The organism is Rubripirellula lacrimiformis (assembly GCF_007741535.1).
In the GTDB taxonomy this organism is placed as follows: domain Bacteria; phylum Planctomycetota; class Planctomycetia; order Pirellulales; family Pirellulaceae; genus Rubripirellula; species Rubripirellula lacrimiformis.
The window spans coordinates 2,649,117-2,676,030 of the sequence record NZ_CP036525.1 but is presented as its reverse complement, the minus strand read 5'-3'; the positions used below and the strand labels follow the sequence as shown (position 1 = coordinate 2,676,030).

The 26,914-nt window shown below is 59.0% G+C and carries 19 protein-coding genes; 5 read left to right on the top strand and 14 right to left on the bottom strand.

Annotated elements, in window-relative coordinates:
• Positions 1-1,676: 1,676 nt before the first annotated feature.
• Entirely contained in the window at positions 1,677-2,318 is a 642-nt protein-coding gene (locus tag K227x_RS09475) for a DUF4332 domain-containing protein (RefSeq protein ID WP_145169286.1), read from the top strand.
• 223 nt (positions 2,319-2,541) lie between these two features.
• Positions 2,542-3,285, top strand: coding sequence for a DUF7577 domain-containing protein (locus K227x_RS09470; protein WP_145169285.1), 744 nt, complete (start codon positions 2,542-2,544; stop codon positions 3,283-3,285).
• 67 nt (positions 3,286-3,352) lie between these two features.
• Here K227x_RS09470 and K227x_RS09465 read toward each other — a convergent pair whose 3' ends face one another.
• From K227x_RS09465 to K227x_RS09440, 6 genes are all read right to left on the bottom strand, one after another.
• Positions 3,353-4,300, bottom strand: a complete 948-nt coding sequence (locus tag K227x_RS09465; RefSeq protein WP_145169284.1) for a patatin-like phospholipase family protein — start codon at positions 4,298-4,300, stop codon at positions 3,353-3,355.
• A 1-nt stretch (position 4,301) separates the two neighbouring features.
• Positions 4,302-6,308 carry an acyl-CoA dehydrogenase family protein gene (locus K227x_RS09460; RefSeq protein WP_145169283.1) on the bottom strand — a complete coding sequence of 669 codons (2,007 nt, stop codon included), beginning with the start codon at positions 6,306-6,308 and terminating at the stop codon, positions 4,302-4,304.
• Between the two features lie 45 nt (positions 6,309-6,353).
• A complete protein-coding gene (locus K227x_RS09455; protein WP_145169282.1) occupies positions 6,354-8,549 on the bottom strand; it encodes a 3-hydroxyacyl-CoA dehydrogenase NAD-binding domain-containing protein in 2,196 nt (731 codons plus the stop codon).
• Between the two features lie 16 nt (positions 8,550-8,565).
• Positions 8,566-9,879: a thiolase family protein gene (locus tag K227x_RS09450; RefSeq protein ID WP_246146697.1), complete on the bottom strand. Its 1,314-nt coding sequence runs from the start codon at positions 9,877-9,879 to the stop codon at positions 8,566-8,568.
• Positions 9,879-11,720: an AMP-binding protein gene (locus K227x_RS09445; protein WP_218933885.1), complete on the bottom strand. Its 1,842-nt coding sequence runs from the start codon at positions 11,718-11,720 to the stop codon at positions 9,879-9,881. The genes K227x_RS09450 and K227x_RS09445 overlap by 1 nt, the downstream gene beginning before the upstream one ends.
• Positions 11,721-11,957: 237 nt before the next feature.
• Complete coding sequence (locus K227x_RS09440; protein WP_145169280.1) at positions 11,958-13,223, bottom strand: D-mannonate epimerase; 1,266 nt, start codon at positions 13,221-13,223, stop codon at positions 11,958-11,960.
• Here K227x_RS09440 and K227x_RS09435 point away from each other — a divergent pair.
• From K227x_RS09435 to ilvE, 3 genes are all read left to right on the top strand, one after another.
• Complete coding sequence (locus tag K227x_RS09435) at positions 13,222-13,806, top strand: 3-hydroxyacyl-ACP dehydratase FabZ family protein (protein ID WP_391540427.1); 585 nt, start codon at positions 13,222-13,224, stop codon at positions 13,804-13,806. The genes K227x_RS09440 and K227x_RS09435 overlap by 2 nt on opposite strands.
• Complete coding sequence (locus K227x_RS09430) at positions 13,803-14,633, top strand: SDR family oxidoreductase (protein WP_145169278.1); 831 nt, start codon at positions 13,803-13,805, stop codon at positions 14,631-14,633. Before K227x_RS09435 ends, K227x_RS09430 begins: the two co-directional genes overlap by 4 nt.
• 182 nt (positions 14,634-14,815) lie before the next feature.
• On the top strand, positions 14,816-15,673 hold the full coding sequence (gene ilvE / locus K227x_RS09425; protein WP_145169277.1) for a branched-chain-amino-acid transaminase: 858 nt from the start codon (positions 14,816-14,818) through the stop codon (positions 15,671-15,673).
• 18 nt (positions 15,674-15,691) lie between these two features.
• On the opposite strand, the gene K227x_RS09420 is transcribed toward ilvE, so the two are convergent.
• From K227x_RS09420 to K227x_RS09385, 8 genes are all read right to left on the bottom strand, one after another.
• Entirely contained in the window at positions 15,692-17,041 is a 1,350-nt protein-coding gene (locus K227x_RS09420) for a sigma-54-dependent transcriptional regulator (protein ID WP_145177554.1), read from the bottom strand.
• 157 nt (positions 17,042-17,198) lie between these two features.
• The gene (locus tag K227x_RS09415; RefSeq protein ID WP_145169276.1) at positions 17,199-18,839 is read right to left on the bottom strand and encodes a sensor histidine kinase; all 1,641 of its coding nucleotides are present in this window, start codon (positions 18,837-18,839) and stop codon (positions 17,199-17,201) included.
• Positions 18,840-19,018: 179 nt separating this feature from the next.
• Positions 19,019-19,933, bottom strand: a complete 915-nt coding sequence (locus K227x_RS09410) for a hypothetical protein (protein ID WP_246146695.1) — start codon at positions 19,931-19,933, stop codon at positions 19,019-19,021.
• Positions 19,934-19,951: 18 nt separating this feature from the next.
• Positions 19,952-21,091 (bottom strand): tRNA epoxyqueuosine(34) reductase QueG, encoded by a 1,140-nt coding sequence (gene queG, locus K227x_RS09405; RefSeq protein WP_246146694.1) that lies wholly within the window; start codon positions 21,089-21,091, stop codon positions 19,952-19,954.
• Positions 21,088-22,941 (bottom strand): prenyltransferase/squalene oxidase repeat-containing protein, encoded by a 1,854-nt coding sequence (locus K227x_RS09400; protein WP_246146693.1) that lies wholly within the window; start codon positions 22,939-22,941, stop codon positions 21,088-21,090. The genes queG and K227x_RS09400 overlap by 4 nt, the downstream gene beginning before the upstream one ends.
• The gene (locus K227x_RS09395; RefSeq protein WP_145169275.1) at positions 22,938-23,348 is read right to left on the bottom strand and encodes an ExbD/TolR family protein; all 411 of its coding nucleotides are present in this window, start codon (positions 23,346-23,348) and stop codon (positions 22,938-22,940) included. The genes K227x_RS09400 and K227x_RS09395 overlap by 4 nt, the downstream gene beginning before the upstream one ends.
• Before the next feature lie 251 nt (positions 23,349-23,599).
• On the bottom strand, positions 23,600-24,610 hold the full coding sequence (locus K227x_RS09390; protein WP_246146692.1) for a MotA/TolQ/ExbB proton channel family protein: 1,011 nt from the start codon (positions 24,608-24,610) through the stop codon (positions 23,600-23,602).
• Complete coding sequence (locus K227x_RS09385; protein WP_218933884.1) at positions 24,607-26,460, bottom strand: tetratricopeptide repeat protein; 1,854 nt, start codon at positions 26,458-26,460, stop codon at positions 24,607-24,609. Before K227x_RS09385 ends, K227x_RS09390 begins: the two co-directional genes overlap by 4 nt.
• Positions 26,461-26,914: the final 454 nt, after the last annotated feature.

Here is a 26,914-nt window from a genome sequence, read left to right as displayed (position 1 = left end):
GCAGGAGCAATCAGGCACCGAACATGCGATCCGTGCGCTGTATCGTTTAACCGCGTGGGCAACGCCCCGTGCGTCCACGCACCCAAAACGCGCGGCTCGACGGGCACGCGGTGAAACGAGCGGGAGCAATCACGCACCGAACATGCGACTCGTGCGCTGGATCGTTTAACCGCGTGGGCAACGCCCCGTGCGTCCACGCACCCAAAACGCGCGGCCCGACGGGCACGCGGTGAAACGACTGGGGCGGTCACGTACCGCGCATACGACTCGTGCGCTGGATCGTTTCACCGCGTGGGCAACGCCCCGTGCGTCCACGCACCCAAAACGCGCGGCCCGACGGGCACGCGGTGAAACGATAGGGGCCGTCACGCACCGCGCATGCGATCCGTGCGCTGCATCGTTTAACCGCGTGGGCAACGCCCCGTGCGTCCACGCACCCAAAACGCGCGGCCCGATGGGCACGCGGTTAAACGATAGGGGCAGTCACGTACCGCGCATGCGATCCGTGCCCAAAATCGTTTCACCGCGTGGGCAACGCCCCGTGCGTCCACGCGCCCAAAACGCGCGGCCCGCTGGGCACGCGGTTAAACGACAGGGGCCGTCACGCACCGAACATGCGACTCGTGCGCTGGATCGTTTAACCGCGTGGGCAACGCCCCGTGCGTCCAAGTACCCAAACGCGCGGCCCGATGGGCACGCGGTGAAACGATAGGGGCGGTCACGTACCGCGCACACGATCCGTGCGCTGGATCGTTTGGCCGCGTGGGCAACGCCCCGTGCGTCCACGCACCCAAAACGCGCGGCCCGATGGGCACGCGGTTAAACGAGCAGGGGAGGTCACGTACCGCGCACACGATCCGTGCGCAAAATCGTTTCACCGCGTGGGCAACGCCCCGTGCGTCCACGCACCCAAAACGCGCGGCCCGCTGGGCACGCGGTTAAACGAACAGGGGCGGTCACGTACCGCGCATACGATCCGTGCCCAAAATCGTTTCACCGCGTGGGCAACGCCCCGTGCGTCCACGCACCCAAAACGCGCGGCCCGATGGGCACGCGGTTAAACGATAGGGGCGGTCACGTACCGTGCATGCGATCCGTGCGCTGGATCGTTTAACCGCGAGGGCAACGCCCCGTGCGTCCACGTACCCAAACGCGCGGCCCGATGGGCACGCGGTTAAACGATAGGGGCAGTCACGTACCGCGCATGCGATCCGTGCCCAAAATCGTTTCACCGCGTGGGCAACGCCCCGTGCGTCCACGCACCCAAAACGCGCGGCTCGACGGGCACGCGGTTAAACGAGCGGGAGCAATCAGGCACCGCGCATGCGACTCGTGCGCTAAATCGTTTCACCGCGTGGGCAACGCCCCGTGCGTCCACGCACCCAAAACGCGCGGCCCGACGGGCACGCGGTGAAACGAGCAGGGGCCGAAAGGCCGACGAAATAGAAGTATGCGGGACCAAGAAATCCGCTATCCCATCCTTCCTCGTTCACCGAATGTGAATCGCGGACCCGGGATCCGGGCCGCTCTCGGTTCCAAACGCAATACCAATCTCAAACTTCTCGGTCCGTTCAATAGTCGGTGTCAACATTTTCGCTCTGGCGTCCGGCCCGGTCAGTTCGGTAATTCAAAAGTGTCGAGTGCCTTATCTCTTCTCTCACTCCACACGGGACACCATGTTGCTACGATCTATTCTGCGTCTCTTTTCTACGCCAACGGCTCCCAAGCCCATCCCGACGGAAACATCCCAGTCGGTGGTGCTGTACGCCCAACTACCGACCGCTGCCCCCCAAGGCCGCTCCGTCCCCCATTGCCATGCCAAAATCGATGGCAAGCATCACACTGCGCGACGGCAAAGTTCAGGCGGCCATCGCCAACGCCTGCTCAGCATGCGGATTGAACACATCCGGATCTGCAGCCCCAAACGCTGTGAACGACTTGCCGAACTGGGCATCATCACCGCCGGAGACTTGGCTGCGGCCAATCCCGAACGACTGGCCAGCCACTTCACCGCATCGCGTAAGGCGCTGCGAGTGATCCAGCAATACCGTCGATCGATTCGATTTGCGGCATCGGTTCCCGGCATGATGCCGCGTGACGCGATGCTGTTGGTCAGCATTCATCGCCGCGGCGTCCGAGGCCTCGCTTGTGAATCTGCCGCAGCGCTCCATCGCGATCTGCAACGATTCGCAGAAAGCAGTCAAGGGCAAGCCCAACTGCGCGGTCGTCGACTGCCCAGCACGCGGCGTCTGAAACGCTGGATCAACGAATGCGAAACGATTACATCCAACGTATCGATGCGCACCCGAGCCGCCTGAATCCGCTGCGCATCACAAGCACCGTCAGCGAATTTGGCCAATGGATTCCCGCGTCACCCTGGCCGTGGGAGACGCGTTGGGCCAGTCGCGGCGGTACAAGTGGACGCTAGACCGGAATCCTGCGTCAAAGGGTCAACGATACCGTGCCGGTACCGGTGCACCGCAGGGCAGAGCGAATAGAATGGACCGGTGATTGAATTTCGCTCGCACAGGTTTTCCCACGATGCAACAGTCGACTCGACCGCTACGCGAATACGCCGCGGTGTACGAAGCCGAGATCGTTCGCGACCGCTTGGCCGCAGCCGACATTCGTGCTTTCGTGACCGGTACCGATATGGAATCGGCGCTCAGCATGGGTGGCGCCGGCACAGACCGACTGGTGCGTGTCGAAGTGCATCCGGACGATTACGACCTTGCTAACGAAACTCTTCTGAACGACGCCCGCCGCACGCTTGAAGCAGGGGACTGGAAGTGCAGTCGCTGTGGCGAGCCCAACGATGCCGCGTTCGAGTTGTGTTGGAGCTGCAATAAGCCGCGCCGTGATGACGACGTACGGATCCGCAGCGAAGACGTCGTCGAAGAACCGCCGATTCCCGTCGCCAACGGATTTGACGATCACTTCGATCCGCCCGCCCCGGCGTCGACTCGCGAAGACGGCAATCCCTACCGCCCGGTATTGGTCACGCCGGAGAAGCCCGTCGGTTTGGAAAACTCCCAAGCGTCACCGGCCGCGGTGTCCAGCGATGATCTTGATGAACAGGTTCGGCGGGTACTGATCGCTGCATTCGCTGCGGTCTTTCTGTTTCCGCCAATTTCAACCTTGTACGTCATGTCGCTGCTTTGGCGTTTGCCACCGGAGGCCCATCAGCACCCGAACCGCCGCAAGCGAATTTACACGGCTTGGGGGGTAACCGCGTTTGGATCGATGGTCGGGATTGGATATGTGTTGGTCATCCTGACCCAATGACCTGCGGATGCCAGCGGCAGCGGATTTCGACATCGTCCGCGGCTGATCGGTTTCGATATCGCGGAACTCATGCCGCCTGGATTTGGACAACGGACGACAACATTTCCAGCGCGGATCGGTGTCCTTCGCGGATCATTTCGTCTGGCTTGCTGAAGTCGAACCAAGCTCGCGTGCCCACGTCGGGACGAATCACACAATCGGCAGCCTGCAAATAATGACGTCGCATCAATCGTTGCCCGATATCATCGACTCGCATCATCACGTCAAGCGCCGTTGAACAGGCTTCAACGCGAGTATCGCTCTGTCCCACGTCAACAGCGATGGTCAGGTCTTGGCGATAGGATTTTGCCACCATCGTCGGCACCGCTTCGATCGTTCCGATGTCACAAAGCAGCATGCCGTCCCAGGGCACCGGCGGAAAGATTCCAGGGATCGCCGATGACGCCAACACCGCCTTGCGGAGCGAGCCACGTTCCAACACGATCCGGTGTCCGGTCAACAGGTCAACCGCCACAACGCTGGTCGGAATCGCCAGGTCGGCAAGATCGATATCGGGCAGCAAGGCTTCGATCGAATCCCGCAGCGGGGCATCCGACAACAGGGAAGGGCCCGTCACGGCGCGGCTGAGTTTCCGATGCGCCGAAACCATCTTGCGCAGCCGCGAATACCACCCCAAAGTTCCTCCCAACGATTCATCTTCGGCCGGTGGTGCGGCACCAAACAACACCTGTTGGCGATGTTGAAAGTCGGGTGACCCCAGCAATTCCACCGCGATCGCTTTGGCTCGCTGGATGTCTCCGTCGATGGCAAACATGGAACCGATCAAACTGCCCATGCTGACGCCGACGATTTGATCCACCGTTAAGTGAGTCTGCTGCATGGCTTCGATCACGCCCAGGTGCGCCAGCCCCCGCGCACCTCCACCGCCAAGTGCAATCGCTGCGCTTTGGCGTCGTTGGGGGTCCCGATCAAAGGTTGGCCGATGAGGGATAAAGAACCGCATCAGATCGATCATATCAACCGCCTCCCTTCGAATACGGCATCAGAATGGGGGTGGCCCCCACACCTTTCAATTCATTCCAACCCTGGGACGCGATCGTTGCCCCCAATCGAGTGACCTGACGAAAGTCTCGGTCCGAAGGCGCCGCGAGCGATAACCGACGGCGCAGTTCCGAACAAATCACGTTCCCGGCTGCCTGCGTCACCGGATCCTCGGATCGGTTGGCATACAGCGCCGTCACCAACATCACGATCGCATCCTGCAATCGGGACGAGAGTGCCGACATACGACACTGACGATCAGCCAATTTCAGTTGATGGGCACGCATCGTTCCGCTGACATCCAACGCACCGCTGGACAGAACGTTTTGCGCGAACTTGGCATGCCGCGCCAAAGAATCCGACATCCTTGGACGTTTCGTCCACGATGCCCCCCCCAAACCGCGGACCCCATACCACTGGGCATACGCCATCATCGGTTCTTTCAGCGCCCAAAGATGGCGCGGGTTTGCGAGGTTGGGTTGTTGGATTCCCCGCTGATGCAGAATCCGTCCGATCGGTTCGAAATAGCGTTTTCCATGATCCTTGACCAGCGACTTGAAGAACGCCATCCCCAGCATCTCGCCTTCGCCTTCGTAGATACACGGCGCAAGGAATTCATGGACATTGTCACCGAACAGGTGACCTGCCAGGAACGAACGCCCGCCGTGTGTCTTCATGAACAATTCAATGGCCGCTTCCTTTTGAGCTTCGCTGCCAAAGATCTTGGCAATGATGCATTCCATCTCGCCGCGATACCCTTGATCCAGCAACCCCGAACACCAACTCGATAGCGCGTCGCAGGCGACGATCAATCCGGCCATGCGTCCGATGCGACGTTGGACCAATTCGCGTCTTGCGATCGCTTGACCATAGGTGTGACGGTAATCGGCCCATGGCAACATCTCGGCCAACATCCATCGCATCGTCCCCGCTGCGTTGGCGCACAACGCGACTCGCCCCAGGTTCAACCCGTGATAGGCGATCGTCAAGCCGTCACCGTGGGCTGGGACCAGACGATTCTTGGCGGGGACGCGGAAGTTTCGGAATACCAGTCCATTGTTGTGCGCCCGACGCAGTGCATAGATTTCGTAGCGATTGATTTGGAAGGTCTCGTCTTCCGATTCGGGAAGGTCGACCACCAACACACTGGGGACCCCATCAATCTTGCAAACCAAACCAATCGTGCGACCGGGAACGGCGTTGGTGATGAACAGTTTCTCGCCGTTGACCACGTAGTCATCACCGTCCAGCACCGCGGTCGTTCGCAGCGCCGTCAGATCGCTGCCCGCACCGGGCTCGGTGAGCGCGAACGCAGACAGCCGAGTACCGTCAGCCAACTTGGGCAGGAATCGACGTTTCTGCGCGTCTGATCCAAAAGATCGGACAGGGTCCACGGCGCCGATACAGCCATGGACCGACGCCAAACCGGCAACGGTTGGATCCAAGGTCGCCATCGCAGTGATCATTTTGGAAAATTGCCGCATCGATGCGCCGCTGCCACCGAATTCGCGGTCCACCAACATCCCCCAATATCCAGCTTCCCCAAGCTGGTCCAGGACTTCGTCAGTGATTTTCCCCTGATCGTTGACAAGCGTCCCACCATCACGGTGCGACCGGACGACCTGCAACGATCGCTCGATCACCCCATCCACGGCTGCATCGGATTCGCCGTTTTCGCTTTGGAACAGTTCGGTGGGAACATGCGCATCCCAAACAGCACGGTGAGCCGGACTTTGGACCGTTTGGTACTGAGGCGCAAAGAGGCCCTCGACCTGATCGTCCGCCGTATCCAGCACCCCGGTGCGTCTGGCTTCGTCGTCGGACGCGCCACCTAAGCGAAGTGCAACCTCGGCAAACGAATGGCTAGCCGAAGCCGACACAGGGACGGCTGATGGATTTGAATCGTTCGTCGGCGAAACGTGCCGTTTGACTTCCCGGCTTTGATCGTCGCTGTTCGAAGGTTTCCGAATGTCAGTGCTCATGATCAATACTCCTACAGTATCGAGAATCCAACCGATCGATGTTCGTTATCCTTCCACCGTGACCGATGGCGATTGCGTGTCGACCAACTGGTCGAAATAGTTTTCCCCCGACTGAGACATCGCGCGAAGTGAATCCGGAACCACGAACCGATCCCCATGCAGATCACGCAGACGCCGCAGGTTGGTTGCGATCGTGCCCGGACCGATCTGGTCGATCATGTGCAAAGGACCGCCTAGATGAGGCGCAAACCCGGTGCCCAGAACCATCGCCAAATCGATCGCCCAAGCGGAATCGACGACCGATTCGTCGTGGCAACGAACCGCTTCGATCAACATCGGATAGACCAACCGCCGTGCCGTGGGCGAAAACCCATCGGGCAGGAATCCTAGTTCCGGATCCGCGTCCGCCCGGCGGCGACCACGCAGCGACAAGGCCCGCCGGCGTTGGCCATCTTCGTAGCGATAGAAACCTTGTCCCGACTTGCGTCCCAAATGTCCCTTGGACACCATGCGGTGCAGAAACTGGACCACGGGTTCCACGTCCGCAATCACTCCGCGAAGCGACTCGGCGACGTGCTCGGCAACGTCCAACCCCACCTGGTCCAACAGTTCCAGCGGCCCCATCGGCATCCCAAACTTTTTGACTTGGCGATCGATCATCGCCGTGTCGCCGCCACCGGCGACCATCAAAATGGCTTCCCCCAAGTAGGGAAACAACACGCGATTGACCAGGAATCCGGGGGTATCGGTCGTCACCACCGGCGTCTTCCCCAGCGTCCGAACAAAACCCACCAATCGTGCCATCGTCACGTCGTCGGTGTCACGACCGCGGACCACTTCGACCAGTTCCATCCGGTGGACTGGATTGAAAAAGTGAAGCCCCGCGACCTGCTGGCTTCGTGTGGTGGCATCGCCCATCCGAGTCACCGAAAGGGATGACGTATTGCTGGCCAGTATCCCGGATGGTTTGACCACCGCATCCAATTGCTGGAACACATCAGCCTTCACATCGGCGCGTTCCACCACCGCTTCGATCACCAGTTCACAATCGGCAAGCGAATGGGGGTCCCAGCAGACGCGAATACGATCTGCCAAAGCCTTACGTCCGGCATCATCCCATCGCTTGCGTTTTGCCAAGTCGTCGATCAGCTTGTCGATTCGCGTTTGACCAGCACGCCCCGCAGCTTCGTCCACTTCGTTCAGGGTGACGTCATAGCCCAAGGTCGCGGCCAATTGGCCGATGCCGGCGCCCATCGCCCCAGCACCGACAACCCCCACCTTGCGAATCGGTGGCTGATGCATTGCTACCGTGGACGCCGTGGACCATGTCGATGGCTTGCGAGCCCGTTCGCGTGCAAAGAACAGCGACAATAAATGACGACAAGTCGGGGTCGATAACAGCTTCACAAACTCCGTTCGTTCCGCCGCCATCCCGACCGTGAGATTCAAATGGCTGTGTGACATTGCCCGCAGCGCCGCGGGAAGTGCTGGATAGTGCTTGGCCTTGGACCGCACCGACCGGTTCGCAATCTGCAGGGTGGCGAAACGTCCTAACCGAGTGCGATCCAGCATTCTGTGCCAAAGTGATCCTGCACTTCGCTGCGGAATTCGCCCCCCGACAACATCATCGACGAACTGATCGATTTCGTAGTCCCATCGATCAGGCAAAATCGCTCGATCGATCAACCCAATCTTCGCTGCCTTCTTGGCGTCAACATGCGCCCCGGTCAGGATCAATGGCAGAGCCTGACGAAGCCCAATCAAACGAGGCAACCGCTGTGTGCCGCCCCATCCGGGGATCAACCCAAGCTTCATTTCGGGCAATCCGATCTTGGTCGAACTGTTGTCACGAGCGATTCGATGGTCGCAGGCCAATGACCATTCCAAACCACCCCCCAAACATGGGCCGTGGATGACTGCGATGGTTGGCATTGGCAATGATTCGATACGCGCAAACATTTGCTGTCCGGCTTCGATCATGTGAGAAGCCTCCTCGGGCGACTGGATATCGGCGATCACCGCAACATCGGCTCCCGCCAAGAACCCGCTCTCCTTTCCGCTACAGAAAACGACCGCCACGATTCCTTGGGACCGTTCCAAGTCCGCAACGATCGTAACCAATTCCAACATTGCCGAGCGTGTCAGCACGTTCAACGGCCGATCGGGAACGTTCATCGATACCGTCACTACACCGCGGTGATCGGTCGTGACATCAAAGTTTTGATAGGGTTTGGTATTCATCTGAATTCATCTCCTGTTAAGAACGCACTTCGATCGCCACGGCGACACCTTGACCGCCACCCACACACAACGTCACCAACCCACGGTTGCCGCCCGATTCACGCAGCGCTCGCATCATGGTCAGGATCAATCGAGTCCCCGTGGTTCCGACGGGATGCCCCAATGCAATCGCGCCGCCGTGAACATTCAATTTGGACCGATCGATGGTTCCCACGGCGTTTCCGCGACCGAGTTCACGCTCGGCAAACTGTTTCGATTCGAACGCGCGTTCGCAGGCGATCACCTGCGCTGCAAAGGCTTCGTTGATCTCGATCAAATCAAAGTCGGATAGTGACCATCCCCGTTGGTCCAGCAGCTTGGCCGTCGCATAGACGGGGCCAAGCCCCATGCGTCGCGGGTCACATCCCGCCACCGCATAGTCGACGATGTACCCAAGCGGCGAAGTCCCGAACCGAACCACTTCGTCTTCTCGTGCCATCACGACCGCTGCCGCACCATCGGTTAACGGACAACTGTTGCCCGCGGTGACCGATCCGGCCGGATCAAAAATCGGCCGCAGCTTTGCCAGCGACTGCATCGATTGGCCGTAGCGGATCGCATTGTCTTTGGCGAACGGGCGATCCATTCCTGCGGTGGACTCCGGCACCGGGACAATTTCGCCTGACAGAAAACATCGGGTTTGAGCCGCTTCGGCCTTCACGTGGCTATCCATCGCGAACGCATCCTGTTGGTCGCGGGTGATGGCAAATTCTTTGGCCAAGACCTCCGCGGTTTCCCCCATGTTCAATCCGGACACCGGATCGGTCAGCCCCAGTTCAATCCCCACCACCGGTTTGAAGTCGGCTGGCCGCAGACTGACCAACACCCGCAACTTTTCGCGCCACGAACGGGCGCGAGCCAGTTTCATCATCCGCCGGGCGGCCGCTGGGCGAAACAGCAACGGGATCTGCGACATCGATTCTGTGCCGCCGGCCACGACCAGTCCCGCGCGGCGGGAATTCAATGACTGACATCCCGCCAAAAGCGATTCGATTCCCGAGGCGCAGTTTCGATTGACCGTGTGCGCAATTCGATCCTGTGGCACGCCCGAACTGAGCGCGATCACACGAGCGATATTGGCCGAGTCCGCTGGCCCAGCGACGTTGCCAAAGATGACTTCATCCACATCATCAAGCCGCAGACCGCTGTGACCGACCGCGCCAAGCAACGCAATCTTGCCTAGTTCGACCGCCGAAACCTTGGACAGTTCCGTGAACGCTTTGGCAAAGGGGGTGCGGGCTGCCGCCATCACGGCGACCGGATTCATGGTGTCAGGTTTCGAAACAATCATCACATGGTCTCCTTGATTTCATCGACGGATGCCGAAACATCGGATTCACGAAGGTTGCGACGGAGGACTTTGCCAAGAAAGTTGCGAGGCAGGTCGTCCTGACATCGTTGCCACCGTCGCGGACGCTTGTATTTGGATAGGTGCATCGCACAATGTCCGTCCAAGACAGATTCGTCCCATACGGCACCAGGTTTCATCACCACAAACGCCTTCACCAGTTCACCGCGATGGTCATCCACGACCCCGACCACGGCCGCATCCAACACACCGGGCGCACCGCGGATCACGTCTTCGACCTCGCTGGGATACACATTGAATCCCGAGGTGATGATCAGGTCTTTTTTGCGACCGACGATCCGGTAATACCCTTCGGTTTCTTGGACCGCCAAATCACCGGTAAACAACCATCCGCCGCGAATCGCAGCGGCAGTCGCCGCGTCGTCATCCCAATATCCGATCATCACCTGCGGACCGCGGATAATCAGTTCCCCGACCTGGCCTTCGGAAACCTCGGTATCACCGTCGGTTTCGTCCACGATTCGACATTCGGTCTCGGGCAATGGCAATCCGATCACGCCGTAGCGAGGGTCGCGAAACAGGTGACCAACGTGAGTCACCGGAGACGCCTCGCTTAATCCGTAACCTTCGACAACCAAGGCACCCGTAAAATCACGAAACTCTGACGCAACTTCTTGTTCGAGTGGAGCACCACCTGAAATCACCCATCGCAGGCCATGGATGTCTGGTCGATGCTTTCGAAAACGTTCGTTCATGGCAACCAACATCGCGGGCACCGCATGGAACACCGTGGGCCGATGCTTTTCGATCAGATCGATGGTTTGGCGAGTGTTGAATCGATGGTGCAGCACCAACGTCGCCCCCGTCGCGGCGCCGCCCATCACGGTCGCGGACATTCCGTAGCTATGGAAGAACGGCAGTACCGCCAGCATCGTTTCGCGGGCGAACGAGCAACCGGTCCACTGGTATTGTTGCCACGCGTTGGCGACCAGGTTGGTGTGGCTAAGCGTCACCGCTTTGGGAGTCCCCGTGGTGCCTCCCGTCGGCAAAATGTACGCCGGGTCGTTGGCACAGTCGATCGTGATTGGCTGCCAACGATTGGTGGTTCTATCGACTTGCTGCCAAAGCCACTGACACCGCGGTCCAGTCGGAAGCGTCCAGTGGCCGGTTCGTGTGCGCCGTGCCCAGAGGTACCCGAGTTGATACAGCGACGGCAGATGCTGGCGCAGCGAAACCAACAACCGATGAATCGATGGGTCTACGATGACGTCCGAAAGCATGTCCAGCGAGATGACGATCCGGCACTTGGTCCGCGAAAGAAGGGCCGAAATTTCTTCGGCCACCATCAACGGACTGATGGCGATCGCCACCGCAGCGCAGCGCCAGATCGCGTTGGCCGCGATGACGTATTCTGGAACGTTGGGCAGCAAGATACCGACCCGGTCCCCCGGTCGGACTCCCATCCGTTGCAGCAAAGCCGCGACTCGGATGCTGTCGTAGTTCAGCCGACCGTAGTTCCAAACCAGGTCGCCGTAAACGATTGCCGGCCGTGTGGGGATCTGTTCGGCGGCGTGCTGCAAGACACCGTAGGCGGGCAAATCACGATACGAGGTGATGCCGGTGGGGCGTGGGCCCGATGCCCGCTCGTTGGCTTCGCGCTTGTTGGCTTCACGGTCGGCTGCTTCACGGTCGGCTGCTTCACGGTCGACGGTTTCGCGGTCGGCTGCGATCCCTACCGAAGTTTGGCCTAGTGAACTTTCCTGCGGCGAACTTTCCTGCGGCGAACTTTCCCCTGGCGATCCCGTGCGGAACAGAAAACCCATGACGGACCTCCCACGCATCAGTCGACTGCCGGCTCGGAACCAGCCAAGTCAGATTGCCTTCATCCGGTAGCGAACGTCGTTACCGAACGACACGCGAAAAGCGAGCTGCGAACCGAGCCGATGTTGCTCGCTTTCCTCATGCAATCAATGATACGTCAGGAACGGCCAAAAGGCACGAAACAAACCGCTATTTCCACATAAAGGAACAAAACAACCCGCAAACAAGCGTTTCCTGGTTTACAAGGGGGCCTGCCACAACCCCAGTGCTGGGTTCTGGATGAAGTAAAATTCGGACCCATCGATGTCCTGATGGAAACCGTCTTCCAATTGATTGACGTCGTATCGGTTCATCAGTTCGTTGACGTCACCGGGGGTGTAGTTGACGCTACGAATTTCTTCGGCGGTCAATTTACCGGCGGCGTAAACGACTTCGAACCGATTCTCGTGAGATCCGTGGACCAGGTGCGCGGCGGCCGATGGATTGGCTCGCAAGTCTTCGTTCTCGGCAAACAGTTGGATGATTTCCGCTTTGGTGCGATAGCCATACTTTCGAATCAGCAGGTCGATCGATTTGTCTTCGCCGAACTTTTTCACCGCTGGCCCGATCACCGTCAGGCGTCCGCCGGTTGCGATCGCCAAACGGGTCCGATAGATCGCTTTGTTTCCCAGCCAGGTGCTGGAAAATTCTCGCGGATCCAGATACGCCACCACATGCTGCGGGGCGTGATCAAGGTGCGTGATGTTGACCTTTCCAGCCAATTCGGCGGCTGCAAAAAACGTCTCGTGATCGTCGCCAATGAACAGCCCGCGGGTGTGCAGTTTGCCATCGGGCATCTGCTGGATCACCGTCAATGCATACAGCAGCGGCATGTCGCCACAGAACTGATCCTGAGCATGATTGAGGATCTGTCGCAGCGGGGTGTTGGCTTGGCCGAGCGTCTGTTCGATCCCGTATACGGCGCTCAAATAGTGACTTTCATTGATTCCTTCGACACCGCCGGTCCCGACGAACACATTCTTGTTGTAGTTCGCCATCCCGATGACTTCGTGCGGCACGACTTGTCCGAGCGAAAAGATCAGGTCGTGTCCACCGTCGACCAGCATCTTGTTGACCTGGGCTTTCCAGGGTTTGTCGTACAGGCCGCCGGTAACGTCGTGCACGTAGGACGCTGGCACTTCGCCCAACGTCACCACATCGTCACGCCAACGGTGGGGTCGGAACAGGTGGTGGGGCACGCCGGGGAACATATGGTCCAGTTGATCGGGTTCCATTTCGTCGTGGGTGCCAAGCGCGGGCATGATGTCGGTAACGGCATCGCCCAACAGTTCGCAGCACTGAACGGTCAGTTCGCCGGCGCGGCTGAAAAGCCGGGTTTGGTCGGGCGGCAGCAACAGCACCTTCTTTTTGGGGCCGATCTGGGCAAAAACCTGTTTTAACGCGTCCCTTAGATCGTCGCTGGTGAGGGAGTGCGATTCGCTGCCGTTGGCGTAGTAGGTGGTCATGTCGTTGGGAATGAAAACGGGGAGTCAAAAACCGGCCAAAACGCCAACCTACCAGATCCCGCCCCGCTTGACTTCAGGTGCTGATTTGCCGTCTCATAACGCCATGACATCTGAACAAATACAGCAGCGCATCCCCCACCGGGGAAATATGCTTTTGGTCGACGAAATCGTTTCGGAAACTGCCGATTCGATCGTTTGCAGAAAGACGTTCCGAGCCGACGAGTTCTTTTTCGATGGACACTTCCCCGATTCGCCGATCGTGCCGGGCGTGATCCAGTGCGAATGTTGTTTGCAGGCCGGTGCGATTCTGTTGGCTGGCCGATCCGGGGATGTCGCCGCCGATGCGGTTCCGGTTGCGACGCGAATGGATGGCGTCAAATTCAAGAAAATGGTCCGTCCGGGCGACACGGTCGAGATCGAAGCGACGTTGAACGACCAGGTCAGCAACGCGTTCTACATGACTGGCAAAATGAAGGTCGGCGGGAAACTGGCGATGCGTTTGGATTTCAGTTGCAGCCTTTCTAGCCCAGCCCCCACGCCGCCATCGGGATCCAGCCGCCCCGATCAGGAGACATCGACATGAGCGATCGTGAACCCAGCTTTGATTTTTTGGGTCTGTCCGGCAAGACCGTGATGGTCATGGGCGTCGCCAACAAAAAGAGCGTCGCCTTCCGAATCGCCAAAATTTTGGAACAGGCCGGTGCCGAAGTGATCTACAGCGTGCGGAGTCAGTCGCGGAAAGACAGTCTGGCGAAGCTATTGGCCGACCGCCGGATCATCGTTTGCGACGTGGAAAAGCAATCGGAGATCGATCAACTCGCAGCCACGTTGGCCGCCGATTCGATCCAATTGGCAGGGCTGGTCCATTCGATCGCCTTTGCCGATTACCCCGAAGGGATCCGCCCGTTCCACGAAACCACTCGCAAGCAGTTCCTGCAAGCGATCGACATTTCGGCGTACTCGCTGACCAATGTTTGCAACGCGCTGAAAGACACGTTCGCTCGGGACGCGTCGGTGGTCACGATCGGGATCAGTACGACTCGCATGGCCAGCGAAAGCTACGGGTTCATGGCCCCGATCAAAGCCGCCCTAGAATCATCCCTGGCCTTTCTGACCAAATCGTTCAGCAAGTTCAGCGAAGTCCGATTCAACTCTGTCGCCGCTGGACTACTGAAGACAAGCGCATCAGCCGGCATCCCCGGCTATGTCGATTCCTATTTGTATGCGGAAAAAGTGATCCCGCGCGGACGTGCGGTCGACACGGATGAAGTCGCATCGACTGCCGCCTTTCTGCTGAGCCCGCGCAGCAGCGGGATCACAGCTCAGTCGATCGTGGTCGATGCCGGCATGTCAATCAACTACTTTGATGCATCCATCGTGGGCGCCGTGACCGCCGCCGACATCGATTAGTGGTTTGCCAATATTCAGTGGCTAGCCATGAATCGAACCGCCGCTAGGCTCGCCAAGGGTTTCGGGCACGTGCCAAATGGCCGAAAGTCTTGGCGACTTTCGCGACGGTTTTGTTCTCTGATACTGAACGTGTTTACGAATCGTTTCTGACCTTCACTTCCTCGTCCGCCATCAATGTTCTCATGAGCCAACAGATCTACATCAACGGTGAATACTTCTCGCGCGCCGATGCCAAGGTCAGCGTCTATGATCATGGGCTGCTGTACGGGGATGGCGTCTTCGAAGGCATGCGCATATACAGCGGCAAAGTATTTCGACTGGAAGAACACCTAATTCGACTGTTCGAATCCGCCGCCGCGATCGCGCTTCCCATCGGCATGACGATCCAACAGTTGGCCAAAGACACCGACGAATGTGTTGCCAAGAACGGCCTTGATGACGGCTATATTCGTTTGGTGGTTACCCGCGGCTGCGGACCTTTGGGGCTGGATCCGTACAAGTGCAGCGATCCGCAGATCATCATCATCGCGGACAAGATCTCGTTGTACCCCGCCGAGATGTACGAGAACGGCCTGGAACTGATCACAGCGGCAACAATCCGCAACCATCCGGCGGCCCTGAGTTCACGCGTCAAATCGCTGAACTACTTGAACAACATCATGGCCAAGATGGAAGGCTTGCGAGCCGGATGTGTCGAAGCACTGATGTTGAACATCAAGGGCGAAGTTGCCGAGTGCACCGGCGACAACATCTTCATCGTCAAGAACGGCAAACTTTCCACACCTCCGATCGACGCCGGCATCCTAGAAGGCATCACTCGCAACGCCGTGCTGGAACTTGCCAAACAAGCGGGCATCGAAACCTCGGAACATCCGATGACGCGGCACGACATTTTCATCGCCGACGAATGCTTTCTGACCGGCAGTGCCGCAGAAGTGATCGCCGCGGTCAAACTGGACGGCCGCACGATCGGCGACGGAAAACCGGGCCCGATCACGACGAAGTTGAACGAAGCGTTCCGAAAATTGGTACGCAGCTGAACCGGTTGGGGAACGCGGTTAACCAGCGGCTCGTTTTTCTTCGGCCGCATTCAGTTTGTTGTACAGCGTCTTCAGACTGACCCCTAGTTCCTCGGCCGCCGCAGGCTTGTTGCCATCGTTTCGTTCGATCGCTTTGTCGATGGCAAGCATTTCCAAATCCCGCAACTTCATCGGTCCGGAGTCTCGGATCTCTTTTCGCAGCTGTCGTTTGCCAAAGTGGCGGGGCAGGTGTTCGGCTTCGATCGGCAACGAATCGTTCAGGATCGCTGCGTGTTCGATCACGTTGGCCAATTCACGCACGTTGCCTGGCCAACGATGCGACATCAATTGTTCCATCGCATCGGCCGAGAACAACTTGTCGTCGGCGCCATCGGTGCGATGCCGACGCAGCAGGTGACGGGCTAGGACGGCCAGATCTTCGGTCCGTTCGCGAAGCGCCGGCACATGCACTTCGAACGTGTTGATCCGGAACATCAGGTCTTCGCGGAACGTGCCTTCTTCGACCATCTTTTCCAGATCACGGTGGGTGGCACAAACGATGCGAACATCGACATGCACCGTTTGGTTATCCCCCAGTCGTCGGATGTCTCCGGTTTCCAAAACACGCAGCAACTTGGCTTGCATCTGCAAAGGGAGTTCACCGATTTCGTCCAAGAAGATCGAGCCACCATCGGCGACTTCGAACAGTCCGGTACGGGCAACGTCGGCGCCGGTGAAGGCCCCACGGCAGTGTCCAAACAATTCGCTTTCGATCAAATTTTCGGGCAGGGCACCACAGTTCACGGGCACCAACGGCTTGTCGGCACGCAGGCTGGCGTCGTGGATCGCGCGGGCGACCAATTCTTTACCGCACCCGGTCTCGCCTCGAATCAGCACGGAACTATCGGTCGGTGCAACCTTCGAAATCAACGTGCGGACCGCGTCCATCATCTTGCCGCTGCCGACCAATTTCGAATCCCCTTCGGCGTGCCGCAGGCGCAGGTTCAGCGCGGTCAGCTGTTTTTTGTTCTGGCGCCGCTCGTTGACGCGTCCCAGCAAGCCGGCGACATCGGCCAATCGACATGGTTTGGTCAGGTAGTCAAACGCTTGATGACGAAGCGCGGCAATCGCCGTTTCTTGACTCGGTTTGCCGGTCATGACCACGGCTTCGATTTCGGGGCGCAGTTCACGTGCTTTCCCGATCACGTCGATCCCGTTCATGCCGGGCATGTCCAGGTCGACCAGCAAACAATCAAACGATTCCCGTTCCAGCGCAGCAACCGCGGTCAGCCCATCGGGACAAACCGTGACGGAGTAGCCCATCCGAGGCAATTCCTGGCGCATCAGTTCTTGCAGATTCTTCTCGTCGTCGGCAAACAAAATGTGCATTGCCGGCGGCTTGTTTTGTTTGTTCTTACTCATCGTGCGTCCATGACCTGAAAAGAATGAAGAGCCAACGGGATTCGGGTGCTCGGTTCCATTTTGCAAACCACTGGCAGGGACAGTCCCTGGACAGCGGTACCGCACACCTGGGGTGTTGGGGAACTTACGCCGCTTGCGAAATTCGCTGCATCGGCCGAATGGGGAATCGGTGGCTACCGTGGATGTCTGTATCGCTGGGTTGATAGGGAAGTGAAAGTTCCATTCGTGATCCCTTGCCAACACCATCACTTTGTGGAGTCAGCGATCCGCCGTGTTGAGAAATGATTCGGTACGTGATGCTTAATCCCAAACCGGTACCGGTTCCGTCACGTCGACGGGTAAAGAATGGTTCGAACAGATGCTGGATGACTTCTTCGCTCATCCCACAACCGTTGTCTTCGACCACGATCATCGCCCCATCCTGATCGCCGCGGACCTGGACTTGGACGGCGCCATCCACATCGACACTTTCCAACGCATTGGTCAGCAGGTTCAATACGACTTGGCGAATCTCTTGGGCGTTGACCTCGGCGATGACCGGGCCTTCGGTGTGTGGAATGATGGACTTGCAACGAAACTTGCCGACGGTTCCGACCATCGCAATCACGTCTTGCACCAGTTCCGTGAGGTCGGTGGGAGCACGCCGAACCTCGTTCAACCGGCTGAAATCCAGTAGTTTTTCTGTGATGCCTTTGCAGCGGTACGCCTCGTCTTCGATGCGTCGCAGATTGGTCGTCAGTGCGTCATAAAGTTCGTCGTCCACCATCCGTTGCGACTGCGACACTCCCGCCAATTCGCTCATTCGCGATTGCAACGACTCAGCACTCCAGGCGATCGTCGCCAACGGGTTGTTGATTTCGTGCGCGACACCGGCAGCCAGAAAACCGACGCTGGCCAATTGTTCGTTTTGGATCACTTCGCGGGTTCGCTCTTGGACTTGGCGATCCAAGTTGTTGCACCACGCGTTGACTTTTGCCAGCGCCCCTTGGAATCGATCGGTCATTTGGTTCATCGCGACGGCCAACTCGCTCAGTTCGTCGCCGGTGCCTAAATCGATGCGATGATCAAACTGGCCACCGGCGACCAATCGCGATCCGTCCAACAGAGTTCGAAACGGCTTGACGACCAACGAATTGAATGACCACAGCAAGACCACCATGATCAAGATTGCTGCCACGCTGCAGGTTCGCGCCAGCGTCATCCATGTTCGGTATTCACCACGCACGTCATTGCTGACTTTGGCCATCGATCCGTGGATGATCGCCAGGTGCTGATCGGTCAGGTCGACCAATTGATCGATCAGCTGACCAAGTTCGGCTTTTTGGATTGCGTCCATGACGCGAGGTTTTCGGCGGAACGCTTCCAATCGATCAAACGCGCGGACAATCGCGTCGATCGAATCGATTTGCTGGACGTCGCCGACCAACAAGGAAGTTGCTCCGGAGGATAATTCGACCCTGCTTTCGTAACGTGCCAGGTCGAAACCGAATTTCAAAACAGCATGATTGAACTTGGCGTTTTCAACCTGACGCATGTCGAACAAGGGATCCACCATCGAAGATGAATGGATCATGCCCTGGTGGTCGCTCAGCTCGCTGGATCGCAGGTGGCTTTCCCGCATCGTCAACGCGTACCGGTTCAGTTCGTTGACACAGGGAATTTCCGTGGCCCGCTGACTGACCGCTTCGGCCAACCTGCGATAACGATTTAGCCCCCAGAAACTGCTGAATGCTAGCAGCAGGACGATTGCGGATAACAGAGTCATCGCAATGATCAACTTCGTTCGAATCGATCTTCGTTTCAACACGCTATCGCCCTCCCTGGCAAATCGGCAAACCGGCCCAACCGAGACCGTGAAACATCCTGCTTCGAATGCTCAGCGTATCGACGAGGTTCAACGGCTACAAGACGAAAATGCGGCCTTGATAGCAAGGCAGAGACCGATCAGCTGGCCTTCTTCAGGCGTTCCAGAGGCACGTAGTAGCGGACATAGCGACCACCATCGCTGAACGGTTCGCCGTTGGGATCCGGGACCAGAATCGTTGCCCGGCGAGTGATTCGGTTGACGCGGCCGATCAATTCGCGGCCATCGCGGCGAAACACGACTTGATCGCCGACACGAATGTCGAACTTAATCGCCGCTCGTTCGCGTTGGGTAATCAGGGCGTGTCGATAGTCGGTGTGGGCAAAGTACCGATTGGCAATCGATTGGAAACGCGACTCGCTGCAATTCCCATCGTTCCAGATCAGCATTTCGATCAGGTGCGTGAATTCATGCTCGGCGACCCGCTGCATGGCTTCCAAACGATCGCGGCACAACCGACCGGTGACCTCCACCGGACGATCCACATCTTCGAAAGTTTGAAACAGCAGGGTCGACGACAAAACCAGTTCAAACTTGCGCGGTCCGGTGTTCCTTCCGCGTGCGTAATGGGTCACCAATTTGCCAGCCACGCTGGTCATCCGGGACGAGATGCCAAAGGTCAAACCTTCGGCCATCGCAACCGGCAGAATTTTGCCACCGAAAAAACGTTCGTCATACATGCGGATCATCCGCATCAGATCTTCGCGTCCGACACGTGTGAAATTAGGCCGATTGATGGTCCGGCTTAACTGCAATGTCTGCTCGTGAATCTCTCGCTGCATTCGATCGATTTCAGCACGCGGAAACGTCCGCAGCGCGACCTCGCCCGCCAACTTGCTTAGCACGGCGGGATCACGAGGGCGGATGGCACTGTTGGATCTCGCCGCCGTGGTCACGGGATGGGCCACAGGGTCGGCGGCCGAACCGGCGACATAAGCCGCCGCAGGTTGGCCGACACGCGAGAACACACGTTTGATTTTTTCGTATCGCGACATAGCAGAATGATAGCGGATTTAGCTCAGTGCGGCATCAATTTCAGTAATCACGTCGGGGTCGGTTTCGATCGACAATCGCTGGTCCAATTCGTCGATCGCTTGCCTACCGCCGATTTGTCCGATCGCCCAGGCCGCGGCCCCGCGCACGATCGCTTCGTCGTCATGCAAACCAATCGTCAACGCTTGGATCGATCTGGCGTCCCCCTGGTTCCCCAGCACGATCGCGGCGTTTCGCAACAGTCCGCGTCGCCGAGTCCGCCACATGGGCGTCTTGCGAAAGCGTTGGCGGAAATCATCTTCGCTGATTCCAAAGAGCGAGGACAGTTCGATTCTTTCCATCGGCACCTCCGGCGTCGGATCGGCGCGGGCGGGTCGGCGGTTCCACGGACAAACCTGTTGGCAGACGTCGCAACCGAAAACCCAATCCCCGATCGCCGGTCGCAACAGCGGGTCAATCGGGCCACGATGTTCGATCGTCAAATAGCTGATACAGCGGCTGGCATCCAGCACGCCGGCCGACGGGAACGCATCCGTTGGACAGGCATCCAAGCAAGCCGTGCAGGTGCCACAATGCGCGGTCGCCTGCGGCCCATCGGTGGGCAATTCGATGTCCACCAAAACGCAGGCCAAAAAGAAATAGCTGCCCTGGACCGAATTCAGCAACAACGTGTTCTTTCCACGCCACCCCAACCCAGCAAGCTGAGCGATCTCGCGTTCCATCAACGGTGCCGTGTCGACGACGCCACGGGCCGCTGCCCCGGTGAAAGTTTCACGGATCGTTCGACACAGTCGTTTCAATTTGGGGTGGATGACATCGTGATAGTCGACGCCCGGCCATGCGTACCGAGCGACCTTGCCGTGACCGATCGGCAGGGGTTGAGCCGGGCGGGCAGGGTAGGGCATCGCCATCGCAATGATCGACTTGGCACCGCCGAGTACGCCGGCGGGGTGCCGATAGGCGTCGATCCGATCAGCAAAGTACTGCATCTCGGACGCGTACCCGGCTTCGATCCAGCGGACCAAATCCGAGTGCCCCGACGAATCCACCGCGGGAGCGATCCCACACAGCGTGAACCCTTCGGCAGCGATCAAGTCGCGAAGTCCATCCACGGACGCCTGTGTCGATGACGAATCAGTCGGAATCAAAGGACCGCTCACCGCATCGACGGCTGGTTGATCTGGTTGGCGATCCGGTCGGAATCGCTTCGGATTGTGTGACGGTAATAGACTTCCAGACACAGGGTCGCCATGGCGGTCGTGTAGATGGTGCCTCCGTAGCCGCCCCAAACGGTATCGGCAGGCCAACTGCCGTCGCTGCGTTGGGTGGCCAGGAGTCGATTTTTCAGCGCCGTGTTCCACTGTTGCCAGGTTTCATCCTGCAACTGGTGCAGCGCTAGCGTTGCATAGTACCAGTAATAATAGTTGTCTTGCCCGACACCGGGGGGCTGCTGCATCAGATATCGCTGGGCTTCGGCAATTTCGGCAGGCGGAACCTTTTCGCCGATCAGCAATCGCGTGGCCAAAGCTTCGGCGGTCATGGTCCGGCTGGGTGCCTCGCCCGCCCGATAGCTTGCCAAACCGCCGACCGAACCAGCCCGCACGCTGCGCAAAAACCGTTGGACTCCGGTCACACTTTGGCGGTCGACCGGAACGCCGGCGCGGTAGCCCGCATCCAGCACCATCGCCTGCCACCCCAATTGGCTGAGGTCGCCGGGATCGCCAGCGGTGTATCGCCATCCGCCGGTCGACGGGTGCTGCATCGATCGGGTGAAGTTGATCGACCGAGTCGCTGACTGGATCGCCGACGGATCCCGAGTGATCGCGGCGGTTTCGCACATCGCCAGCGCCGCCATCCCATGGCTATAGGTGGCCGCATAGACCGACGCATTGCCGGCCAGCGATCCGTTGGGCTGCTGATGCTGGATCAAGTACGCCAACCCGCGATAGGCATTGTCGGCATAAGGACCTTGTTGATGAGTTTGACCGGCCCCCATCAAGGTCAGCAAAGCCAGACCGGTGATCGCGGTTTCGGCTTTGGCGCCTGCGTTTCCACGTGTCATTCCCAGCGGGGCGCGTTCCTTTCCGGCGCCCGAGGCGCGAGGATCCCAGGCGCCGTCGGGACGTTGCGTTTCGGCCAAAAATTTCAGCGCCGCTTCGACGGCCGCCTCGGTGTTGGCGTCTCCGCCGGTCCGCTGGATCGCGACCTCTTTGGCCTTCCCAACGCGGTTTGCGAAATCGTCGGGGACATCCCCTGCCACCATCGCACCAGGCGCGGTCGTCGTAGACACGGGTGCTGCCTGAACGGGATCGGTTGCTTTGACAATCACGGGCGACGGCGCGTCGACCTGCCGCGTGACGGGGGCCTTGGCGATCGGTTCCGCCGCACTGGCTGATTCACTGGCGTCTGCGGCCACCGATTCGGGCGTCGGCACATCAGGCGAATCGGGCACAGCCTCGGATTCGGCAAATGCATCGTCCAAAAATTCGCCCAACGCGGTGTCGATTTCGGATAGCGGTTGGCTGGTCGGCGACGGCTGGGCCATCACCAACGATTCAGGGGCCACGTCGATCGCCGACGCATCCTGGGGTTCGTCTGCAGTCTCCGGTTCGGGCTCGGGATCCGATTGGGCAACCGGATCGGTAAGCAGGTCCGTCAGATTCGAAACCGGCAGCGGCGCGATCATCGCATCGGCATCTTCGCCCGACGCATCCTGCGGGATCATATCGGGATCGAATGTCGAAAACGAAATCGAATCAATGCCCGCCTGCTGATCGGTCGTCGGATCAGCCGTTGACGATCCACCGCTGAACGAAGGCAGCATGGGCACCAAGAAAATCAGTGCGGCATGCAACCCGATCGATAGCATCAGACAGATCACACCGGCCGGACGTCCACCGCGTTTGCGACGGCCGAACAACCAGATCGTGAACAACAAGGTCGCAGCCGCGGCACCCGCGACCGTATAGACCAGCCTAGGATCGGCCCACAGTTGGACGGGATCATTCAACGCTGCATCCTCTTGGTCGCGATCCCAATTTGATCCACGCCGCTGATGCGGACGGCCTGCAGCACATCGACCAATTGTTGCTGGGACCCGTCGGCTTCACCACGAACGGCAACCTTCAAACCTGGATAATTGCTGTGTTCTTGACGAAGCGTTTGCGTCAACTGACTTAGACTCATCGGCGCATCGTCTAGCGTGACGCTGCCGTCGATACCGATCGCCACCACTCGTTCGTCCGGGACGCGCGTCATCGAACGCATCTCGCCGACGCTGGGGACGTTGACTTTGATCCGGCTTTCGGCTTCGCTGAACTTGCTGCCGACCATAAAAAAGATGACCAACAAGAACACGACGTCGATCATCGGCGTCAGGTTAATGGTCGCTTCTTCGCTGTTGGTTCGTTTCGACATGAGTAGTTCCTTTGGTGTCGGCTAGTACTTCGCGGCACCTTCGTTTCCGGGTAGCAACGAGCGTGCAAACCATCACTCGAAGCGTGAGCGAGGGATCCCACCTGAATCCCTCGCTCACGCAGCGGGTTACGAAATCAACCGGACGGTTGCGCGTGGCGGCTGGTAAAGCCACCTGATTGGCGGCAGAGGGACATTCCCGGCCGCTTACGCGATCGCGGCTCACAAATTCACAAACCGTTGACGACTTTTGCTTAGGCCGCACGCCGTTTCCGGCCGCTGCCTCGGCTGTTGCCGCCCGAGCTTTCGAGTCCTTCGGCTGAAATGCAATCGACCACTCGCTGGCAAAGCTTGTCGATTTCGTTCAGGTATCGGTCCGATTTGCTGCTGAAATACATGTATGCCAAGTAGGCTGGAATCGCGACGGCCAGCCCGCCGGCGGTGGTCACAAGCGCCACGCTGATTCCGGAAGCCAACATTTCCGGACGGCCGATCGATTCCTGGCTGCTCATCATGTCGAATGCTTCGATCATGCCCAACACGGTGCCCAGCAGCCCCAATAGTGGTGCCACGTTGCTGATCGCGTGGAAGACTCGCAGAAAACGTTTCAGTCCATCGGCGACGCGGTCACCTGCGTCCATCACGGCCTGTTCAACTTCGAACATCGGGCGTCCCCAGCGGCGGACGGCGGCCTGGAAAACCTCGGCAACGGGGCAGTCGAATTCTTCGCAAATCTCCGTCGCTTCTTCGTAGCTGAGCTGTCCATCTTCGACGCATTCGGTGAATCGGCGCACGAACGGTCGCGGAATCACTCGGCCACGGCGAAGCGTTATCATCCGTTCGATCGACAGCGCAAAGACAATCAACGAGCACACGCCAAGCGGAACCATCAACCATCCGCCCTGGCGAATTTTTTCAAAGAACGCAGGCCATTCCTTCGACTCGGCCGGCTCGCCATCAACCTGCGGCGCGGCCATCGGTTCGGATTGTCCCATCGCAGCCGACGGGATCGTGGGCGCGGCGCCAGCGGCCGGCATCTGGTTTTGGAATGGGGGTGCTTGGTTGAACCCGGTTCCACCGTAATTTTGGGCCTGGGGGAACTGCCCTAGCGCCGGTTGCATTGCGATCATCCACCACAACGAACCGATGGCTAGCACAAAAACCGGCAAGATACGTGACGCCAGTCCGGCCATGTGACGACGTGCGGTGATGGGCTGGGCACGCATCAGACGGCGCCTAGCGGAACTTGGATTCAGATCGTTCATCTTCGAATCGAATTGTTGGATGAGGGAAGGTTCGGATCGATCGCGGCCATTCGTTGACGGGCGATTTGCGCGTGCGGAGTCTCGGCGAATCGTCCGATCAGACTTCCGTAACAAACCGCGGCCTCGCGTGTCCGCCCCAATTGTTCGAAAGACTTGCCGGCTTGGACCAAGGCGGCCGATACCCAGACCCCCGATGGATCCATCCCTTCGACCTGTCGATAGGCTTCGATCGCTTCGGTGAACTGTGCCTGCAGATAGTGGGTTTCGCCAATCAGCCACTGGGCACGCCCGCGCAATCCAACGCCTGTATCGGTCGCCCGAACGACGCTTTCCAGCAACGACCTGGCTTCGTCAAAACGAGACCTTCGGATAGCCAGTTCGGCGGCCAATAGGTTGACCAACATCGATTCAAAGGAGTTCTGGCCGGCGGCGGTTCGCGCTAACGAAATTCGCTGCCCCGCCAGATTGGTGTCATCGCCCACCGAAGTTTCGGCTTCGGCGCATCGCAACAGCGTCGCAAAATCGGTCAATTTTCGAACATCCACCAAGTGGTCCCACCACCTGCGGGCCTCGTCGACGCGGCCCAACTGCATCAATGATTCGGCAAACAGTCGCTCGACATTGACGCTGCGGGACGGGGCAGGGGATTCCATCCGGTCGATTTCGGATTCCGCGGCCATGGCCAGCATCGACCAACGCTCGGTTCGTCCGGCCCATCGACAGGCGGATTCTCTTGCCCCCGGGGATACCACTTGATCGGGCTCGGGCGAAATCAACGAAGTCGCTAGTCGTTCGGCTCGATCGCGGCTGCCGTCCTGGTCCAACGCAGCCAGCAGATCAGCGATCGTTTTGCCCGATCCGTCCATCGCTGCTAAGTGACGCGCCAGGTGGCTCCAGGCTGGTTGCTGGTCCGCTTCACCGGCAAAAATCATGGCCATCGATGTCATTTTTTCGTCCCACTGGCTGACCTGCCCCGCTTGGGATCGCTGCAGCAACCAGTCGCGAACCGAACTCGGAACCTGCGCTGCCGCCACGTGGGTGTATCCCTGGACCACCTCCAGCGCGGAGGGTGATTCGGGCCAACGACGCAGCAAGTCAGCGATCATCGCCGCGGAATCCTGTGGCCTTTCGGCCTGACGCAAACATTCCGCACAGGCCCTGCTGGCTCGCGGTGCATCGGCGTGTTGCGGGTACTCACTGACAAAATCGGCGAGTTGCTTGGCCGCCTGGATCGGCGAAACCTGGGAAACCGCGGTCGCCCAAGCCGCCCCCAACAGCACGGTGGGGCGTTGTCCTTCGTCGGCATGGCTGGCCGCCAAGGTGTACGCACGCGTTGCCATCGGAGCATCGTTTGCCGCCAAAGCTCGATTGCCGATCTGGATGCTGATATCGACGGCCGTATGCACCTGAGCCGCACTGGCGCCGGACGAACCGCCCAGAATCGGCTGCAATACCTCGAACGCCTTGGGGAGTTCCTGTGACTGAACCATCGACGAAGCGGCGGCTAACTGTACAAAAATCTTTTTCTCGGGATCCATCGCGGCCGCAGCCGGCTGGCGCGACGCGAAAACCGATCGACCGTAGAACTCGGTCGCCAATTTAAGGTCGCCTTGTTTTTGGTAGGCACGCCCCAAACGAGCGAAAACCATGGTCAAATCCACGGTTGGATCCGACGATCCGTCCAATTGGCGGGCCATTTCGGCCGCCGACGACAGTTCACCGGCAGCGATCAACCGGACAATGTCGTGGGGCTGGGCGGTGGCGACCGGTTGGGTTTGGTCCCCCAAACCGACGTTTTCGGGGGGTGCGGCGGACAAACCGCTGTGATTTGAACAGGTGGCGATCAGCACGAAAAACGTCCATGCAGCGACCTTTCGTGGCTGCCAAAGCCTTCTTTTTCTCGACTCCATCCTCTGCCGCCCGTATTTGTGAGTGGCGATCCTTGCCCCAACGAGAATGTCCAAATAGCCTATTTTGCGTGGCCGTGGCAATGCCAAGCCGACAATTGCAGCGGCGTCCCATGCTTCAAGGCTCGCCAACGGCGATCCGTTCATCGTTCGTCATACCGCGTTTCGAGAGCGCCCAGATTACGGCAGCCTCGGAAGAGGCAAAGGTATTCCCCCCCCTCACCCCAACCCTCTCCCCCACATTGAACGCGAGCAGAACTCGCGTTCAACGCGGGGGAGAGGGGGCAAAACGAGGTGGGGAGACACTGCGGTTGGTTGGTTTTCCTTTGCCCCCCTCTCCCCAGTCCTCTCCCCCACATTGAACGCGAGCAGAACTCGCGTTCAACGCGGGGGAGAG